Raw genomic sequence first — 7,747 nt, 5'->3', positions numbered from 1 at the left:
TGATATGACTTTAGTAAGCGATATCTTAGCAGTCATTTTAAAGAAATTCGTGATATAAAAGTTTTCAAAAGTTCTTAGACTAGCTCTATCATCTGTCAAAGTACCGAAAATTAGTAACTTAAATATTTCTATTCCTTTAAGTTTTTTGCTATATTTATCGACTCCTGTTTCTTTTACAAGAAATTCTAACTCTTTATCTTCTATCTTAGAAAAGATATTTGAAATTCTTTTTCTATTCTTTATTATAGTGGTCATAACTTTTTTTTGCAAAGATAATACTTACACAGTATTCCTACAAAAAAACATAGTTAAAAATCAGTACTTTATAAATCTTCCTTACAGTTTTGGTTTAAAACTTTGTCAAAGTTGAATAAACTGACAATACCTCAGCTAGTTCCCTCCGCTGGTGCGAGCTTGTAGCTCGTACCTTTGACAAAGTTAATCTCTTCCGCTGGTTTACAAGGCGTAGCCTTGATTTTGCTTAAAATTTGTTTAATTTCTGAGGCACAGCCTCATTCCCTTAACACAACCTCACACTCCATTTTCTAATTCCCTCATTTTCTAATTTCCTCATTTCCAAATTCTCTAATTTTCCTCTCCTGTACGGCTCGCTACGACTGCCCGTGCGGCTCGCACCTTTTTTTCACTATTTATTATTATTCAAAATAATTTTCTTATCTTTGCACCGAAGTTTTCATTACATTAGTGTTAACCCAATACAAAGGCAATCCACAAATCTATCAATTAAATTGCCTATCGGTGCACATCACAATTGTCAATTGAAAGACTATTCGTGTAATTAGTGCGAGACTTAAAAAACAGCGAAGCTGTTCATTTGCTCGATTTTTTTTTAAAGATTTGTAAGATTTCTGTAGCGTAAGCTACACTTTTCTTACATCGAACTCACGTTAAAAATAAGCATTTTACAAAGCATTACCTTGATTTTGCTTAATTTCTGAGGCACAGCCTCACCTGTTCACATAAAACCTTTTTGTCTAATTTATAAAACAATCTGTTGTCGTGCTACGACCCACAGCAAATAAGATGAAAAAAAAGATTCTATCCATCATTGCCCTGCTCCTTATAGTAATAGCAGGTTATTTCGTATGGCGAAAATACATCGCCCCCACCCGTATCGCGTTGGTGAACTTCATCAGCTATCAGGCGTCCAATATCGCCCTTTCTAATTCCGATAAGTTTATCAAAATCGAAGAAGTCCCCCTCGACCAACTCGATAAACTCAAAAACTACGACTTCGTCCTCGTATGGGCAATGGGACTCAAAATTAGCGACGAACAGCGCAATCAGCTCATCGATGCTGCTAACCGCGTGCCTTTTCACAGTTTCGCCGTTACCAATCCCGATAACGATATCAGTAGCCTCAACGAAACCGAACTCAAACACGTAGGCGACTATCTGATGAGTGGCAATAAAGCAAACTACCAAAACCTCGTTCGTTATATCCGCAAATATATCGACAAGAAATGGTTTGCTACCGAACCCGCACCACCTATCGAACGCAAAGAAAACGTCTACTTTCATTTAGACGACGAGCGCTCTTTCAGCTCTCTTAAAGAATATCAAGAGTATATTCAGAAGAATAATTTCTATAAAGAAGGCGCTCCTCGCATCGCCATAGTAGCAGGCTTACACGAGCCTTTTGGCGGAAATAAAGAACACCTCAATGGGGTAATAAACGCCTTGCAGAACGAGGGTATGAACGTCTATCCTTTCACCGCTCAAGAAAAACGCATCGACTTCCTTACCGAAATCAATCCCGATGCTATTGTCTATTTTCCTCACGGACAAATGATGATGGGGCAACCCGAACTGTTTATCAATTGGGCTAAGGAGCACAACGTACCCCTCTTCACGGGATTATCGGTCTTAGCAATGAAAGGCGATTGGGAAAAAGACCCTATGGGTATGTCGGGCGGCTTTATGGGGCAAACCATTGTAATGCCCGAGTTAGACGGGGCGCTCTATCCTTATGTAGTCATCGCCCAAGAACAAAACAAACAAGGTTATTACTTCCTCAACACTATCGAGAACCGCGCCCAGAAGTTCGCCAAAATCATTCATAACTTCACCGATTTAAAACGTAAACCTAATGCCGACAAGAAGTTGGCGATTGTTTACTTCAAAGGTGTGGGGCTTACACCTGCTGCCGCTCAAGGGTTGGAGGTCGAACCTTCACTATTCCGCTTTTTACATCAACTCAAAAACGAAGGTTATAACGTAGGAACGCTCCCCACTACACAAGCCGAATTCAACCAGCTACTGCTCACGCACGCCAATACTTATAGAGCCAATGCCAAAGGCGATATCGAAAAGTTCATCAGTACAGGTGCTCCTGCTTTGGTAGAAGCTCACGAATTAGATGCTTGGCTCAAAAAAACTTTACCCGAAAAACTCTATAAACAAGTAATCGAAAAGAACGGCGCTGTACCGGGCACTTACCTCAATACTTCTAAGGACGGTAAAAATTATCTGGCGGTAGCCCAACTCACTTTCGGTAATATCACCATTCTGCCTCAACCTCCTGCCGCCATTAGTACTGATGATGATTTTAAAGTGTTGCACGGCGTAAAAGAAATCCCTCCTTATGCCTATATGGGGGCATATCTTTGGATACAAAACGGCTTAAAAGCCGATGCGCTCATTCACTTCGGCACACACGGCTCATTGGAGTTTACCCCTAATAAACAAGTAGCCCTCTCCGATTACGATTGGGCAGATGTCTGTGTGGGTACCGTACCACATTTCTACTATTATACTATCGGAAATATAGGCGAAGCGATGATGGCAAAACGCCGTTCGTACGGCAGTATTGTGTCTTATCTTACCCCTGCTTTCACCGAAAGCGATATGCGCAATACCTTCAATAATTTAGAGAACACCATTCTTTCTTATCAGAAAGCAAAGAACCCTATCGATAAACAAACCATTGGGTTACACATCAAAAAGTTAGCCGTAACAATGGGCTTACATCGTGATTTGCGTTTGGATAGTATCCTCTCCAAACCGTATACCGAAGCCGAAATCGACCGCCTTGCTAACTTCGCCGAAGAGATTGCCACCGAAAAGATTAATGGCGAATACTACGTAATGGGAGTCCCTTATACTCCTGATAAAATTAATTCTACCGTCTTGGCTATGAGTGCCGACCCTATTGCGTACAGTTTGGCTACCTTAGATAAGTACCACGGTAAAGTTACCGAAGCCGACCTTAAACACAAAGCCTTTTTCACAACTCATTATCTAAACCCTGCTAAGAGCTTAGTAAACCAAATACTCGCAGGCAAACCAGTTACTACTGAACTGATTTGCAACTATGCTCATATCTCTGCTGACGATTTGCAAAAAGCCAAAGCTACAATGGCTAAAGAAGAAGGAAGTGGTATGCCTTATTTCTTACAACAGCAGATGAAAAAACAATCTACAGCTTCAGCAACCACTACTGCTACTCACACAACAGCCACAGCTTCGGCTACTGCTAAGAAACCTGATGCCGTAGGTCGTCCTACCAAAATCAAAGCTCCTGCCAAAAAAGAAGACCGCAAGCCTCTTACTAAGGAAGAGCTGGCTGCTCTCAACGCTCAAAAAGCTAAGATAGATTATGCACGTGCCTTAGTAGATATCGAAAGAACCATTACCAATGTAGCCCTCTATAAAGACGCCTTGCAAAACAGTCCGCGTATAGAAGAAAAGGCTTTCTTCAATGCTCTAAATGGTGGTTACACCCCTCCTTCCTCAGGAGGTGATGCAGTAGCCAATCCTAAAGGTGTACCTACCGGTCATAACCTCTATGGGGTGAATGCCGAAAGTACACCGTCTAAACTCGCGTGGGATAGAGGTGTAGCTTTAGCCCAAAATGTAATTAGTGAATACCAAACCAAACACCACGAATATCCCAAGAAGATAGCCTATACCTTTTGGAGTTCCGAATTTATAGAAACCGAAGGTGTATCTATCGCACAAGCCTTGTATATGTTAGGTGTTGAACCCGTATGGGATAGCTTTGGTCGTGTAGGCGATGTGCGCGTCATTCCTTCTGAAGAGTTGGGTCGCCCTCGTATCGATGTAGTGATTCAAACCTCAGGTCAGTTCCGCGATTTAGCAGCTTCTCGTTTGTTCTTGCTCACCAAAGCCATTCAAATGGTATCAGCTCTTCCTGAGGAAGCATATGCCAATGAAGTGAGCGCAGGTAGTGTAAATATCGAAAAACAATTGGTAGAAGCCGGAGTATCGCCCAAAGAAGCACGCGAACTTTCTACCGAACGTATCTTTGGTGGCTTGCAAGGTCGTTATGATACAGGCACTAAGGAGTTGATTAATTCCGGCGATAAGTGGGAAACTCAAAAGGATATCGCTGAGGTTTATATGCATAATATGGGTGCTTTCTACGGCAGTAAAGACAATTGGAGCAAGTTCCAAGAAGGTATGTTCCGCGCCGCCATCAAGAACGCCGATGTGCTCATTCAGCCTCGCCAAAACAACACTTGGGGAGCGCTTAGCCTCGACCACGTCTACGAGTTTATGGGGGGTATGAATGCCGCTATCAAAGAAGTAAACGGCAAAGACCCCGATGCCTACCTCGCCGATTATCGCAACCATAAGAATATGCACGTGCAAGAACTCAAAGAAGCCGTAGGGGTCGAAGCTCGCAGTACAATATTCAATCCTAAATACATCAAAGAAATGATGAAGGGTAAGGCTTCAAGTGCCGGGCAAATAGCCGAAATCGTTACTAATATGCACGGTTGGGAAGCTACTCGCCCCGAACTCATCGACGATGCTATGTGGAATGAGGTATATAACACTTATATAGAAGATAAACATCACCTGGGCATCACCGATTTTATAAAGAAAGAGAATGTAGCTGCCTTGCAAGAGGTAACTGCTGTAATGCTCGAAGCTACCCGCAAAGGTATGTGGAAAGCCTCTGATGCTCAAATTAGTAAACTCGCCGATATCCACACCGACCTCACCAAGCAATTCGGTGTAAGCTCTTCTCAATTCTCTTCCGAAAATAAGAAGTTGCAGGATTATATCAGCAAAAAGGCTTCACCTGCCAATGCCCAAGCGTATCAGCAACAGCTCGCTCAAGCGCACCAAGGCAGTCAGGCACAAGCCAATACCCAAGACGCTAAAGTCCTCAAAAAAGAAGAAACCACCGCCGGAAGTCCTCAAGAAAAAGTATCACTCAGCGCCCTTTGGATAGGCGGAATAGTGCTCCTCGCTTTCGTCGGTCTCATCATCTTTATTCGCAAAAGAAGAAGATAATTTAAAGTTACAGCAAATAAGAAAGGCTACCCTATTGGGTAGCCTTTCTATTTTTAATTTCATCATAAATTTAATAACTCCTCCACGTACTCCCTACTGTTCGAGAGTCGAGGTACTTTGTTTTGCCCACCAAGCTTATCCTTGTGTTTGAGCCAGTCGTGAAAAAGCCCCGTGCGAGCCTTGTGCACTTTGGGCATATTCAGCGTCATATTGTTGTAGCGTTTAGCTTCGTAATCCGAGTTAAGTTTTTGCAGTTCGCGGTCTAATATCTCGGTAAATTGCTCCAAACTCTCAGGAGGTGCATCAAACTCTATTACCCATTCGTGCCCTCCTTTCAGCTTGTCTTGCATAAATATAGGCGCAACCGTGTAGTCTATTAAGTGGCTATTAGTCTGCTCACAAGCCTTTTCTAAGGCGCGCTCCGCATTCTCTACGATGAGCTCTTCTCCAAATACATTAATAAAGTGCTTGGTACGACCCGTAATCTTAATCCGATAAGGCACTACCGAAGTAAACCTTACCGTATCTCCTATCATATAGCGCCACAAACCGGCATTGGTAGTAATCACCATCGCATAGTTCTTCCCTATTTCCACCTCACTCAGCGGAATTGCCTTTTGTTCCGCAGTACCAAAAGTCTCCATCGGTATAAACTCATAGAAAATCCCGTAGTCGAGCATTAGCAACATCTCGTCCGAATTGTTGCGGTCTTGAATTGCAAAGAACCCTTCGGAGGCGTTGTATATTTCGTAATAACGAAAACTATCCGAAGGAATAATATGCTTATACTGTTCACGATACGGTATAAAGCTCACCCCCCCGTGAAAGTATACTTCTAAGTTTGGCCACAACTCCAAAAGATGTTCCTTTTGGGTTTCTTCTAAAATCCGATTTAAAAGCACTAACATCCACGAAGGAACCCCCGCAATACTAGTCACATTCTCTGTTTTCGCTTCTTTGACAATCGCCTGTAACTTACTCTCCCATTCACTCATCAGCGATACTTTGTTGCTGGGGGTACAACTCCATTCTGCCCAAAAAGGCAGGTTTTCAATCAAAATCGCCGATAAATCCCCAAAATAAGTACCGTTTTGTTCATACAGTTGCTTGCTCCCTCCCAGTCGCAAACTCTTGCCCTTAAACAGATTCGAATCCTCGTTGTTATTTAGGTATAAGCACAGCATATCCTTCCCCGATTTGTAATGGCACAGTTGCAGTGCCTCCTCACTTACCGGAATAAACTTGCTCTTAGCGTTAGTAGTCCCACTGCTCTTAGCAAACCATTTTATCGGCGTATGCCAAAACACATTCCGCTCCCCTCGTCTTGCCCTTTCTACGTAAGGCTCAAAGGCTTCATAAGAAACTAATGGTGTATTTCTACTGAATTGCTCATAGTTTTTCACCTCAGCAAAGTTATATAATTTACCGAGTTCAGTGTCTTTGGCAGCATCGAGAAGCTCCAAAAGCACACGTTCTTGCACCTTATGTGGGTGCTCTACAAACTCTTGTATTTGGTCAATACGGCGTTTTAAAAACCACGAAGTAATAGAATTGAATAAAGCTAATGGCATATCCTGTATAACAAATTACAAGTGACAAAAGTAATAATTATTTCTGAACTAACAAGAAACTACTATTACAATTAAGTTACAAAAGTAACTTTTCTCCGCCGGTTTGTTGTCTTTCTGCAAGTTAAACATTTTATTCTTTTCAATAATCAGCAAGCAACCCTCCCCTAAGCACTATCTTTCCCCCGATAACAAAAAGTCCATTCCATAAATATCCCCCTCCCCTATCCGCCCTGTCAAACAACTTTTCCCGTCTCTAACTCCCCCTTTGAAGGTAGCCAGCAAGAGATTTTCATCACATTTCCTCCGTCATTCGTCTCTCGTCATTCGTCATTTCTTTCTCCTTTCCATCATACTCCCCCTATTGCCTAAGGCCTAAGTCCTAGCATCTCTTCTCTTTTCTTTCGCCTCGAAACCCTGTTTTTACCGTTTTTTACATCGCTGTATTATACTATTAATCAACTTCTTATATACCCTTCCTATACCAATCGTCCAAGATTCGTATAAGCTTCCTATAAGCTCTCTATAAGCTACCCCCACCCTTCTTACACCCTTTTTTCACCAAAAATCCTCCCTCCTCTCTTCCGTTCTTCTCCGATATCTTCCGAATCCTCCTAATAACCCCAACCTATCGTTTTTGAGGTGCACACTTTGGCAAAGTTTAAAACTTTGCCAAAGTTGATTAGTGGCATTATTGGTATTTACCCATTCTCTCATTTTCTAATTTCCTAATTCTCTAATTTTTAACTCTTATCCTACTACGACTTGCTAATTTGCTAATTACGTCGTATCTTTGCACCCAATAATAAAAGAAAACATCAAGAATGAATACACCGCAAGAATTGTGGCGCAACAAGTAATTAGTAATAAACACCGCAAACTTTACCAAAGTT

General features: G+C 42.0%; 3 protein-coding genes. 1 reads left to right on the top strand and 2 read right to left on the bottom strand.

Features of this window, described 5'->3' with window-relative positions; genetic code table 11:
- On the bottom strand, positions 1–255 hold a 255-nt coding region (locus HMPREF1321_RS09810; RefSeq protein ID WP_009422385.1), incomplete at its 3' end, for a DUF4372 domain-containing protein.
- A gap of 789 nt (positions 256–1,044) precedes the next feature.
- Between HMPREF1321_RS09810 and HMPREF1321_RS09805 the strand changes: the two genes are divergently transcribed.
- The gene (locus HMPREF1321_RS09805) at positions 1,045–5,286 is read left to right on the top strand and encodes a cobaltochelatase subunit CobN (protein ID WP_009422448.1); all 4,242 of its coding nucleotides are present in this window, start codon (positions 1,045–1,047) and stop codon (positions 5,284–5,286) included.
- A 62-nt stretch (positions 5,287–5,348) separates the two neighbouring features.
- Here HMPREF1321_RS09805 and HMPREF1321_RS09800 read toward each other — a convergent pair whose 3' ends face one another.
- Positions 5,349–6,857 carry a GH3 auxin-responsive promoter family protein gene (locus tag HMPREF1321_RS09800; protein ID WP_009422402.1) on the bottom strand — a complete coding sequence of 503 codons (1,509 nt, stop codon included), beginning with the start codon at positions 6,855–6,857 and terminating at the stop codon, positions 5,349–5,351.
- Positions 6,858–7,747: the final 890 nt, after the last annotated feature.

Source organism: Capnocytophaga sp. oral taxon 412 str. F0487, assembly GCF_000271925.1.
Lineage (GTDB): Bacteria > Bacteroidota > Bacteroidia > Flavobacteriales > Flavobacteriaceae > Capnocytophaga > Capnocytophaga ochracea.
Note: the sequence above shows the minus strand (reverse complement) of the source record. Positions and strands in the feature narration are given on the sequence as shown.

What these genes read in the sequence shown, in the direction of transcription:
- HMPREF1321_RS09805 (WP_009422448.1), top strand. Translation starts at nt 1,045, where the DNA reads ATGAAAAAAAAGATTCTATCCATCATTGCCCTGCTCCTTATAGTAATA.
- HMPREF1321_RS09800 (WP_009422402.1), bottom strand. Translation starts at nt 6,857, where the DNA reads ATGCCATTAGCTTTATTCAATTCTATTACTTCGTGGTTTTTAAAACGC.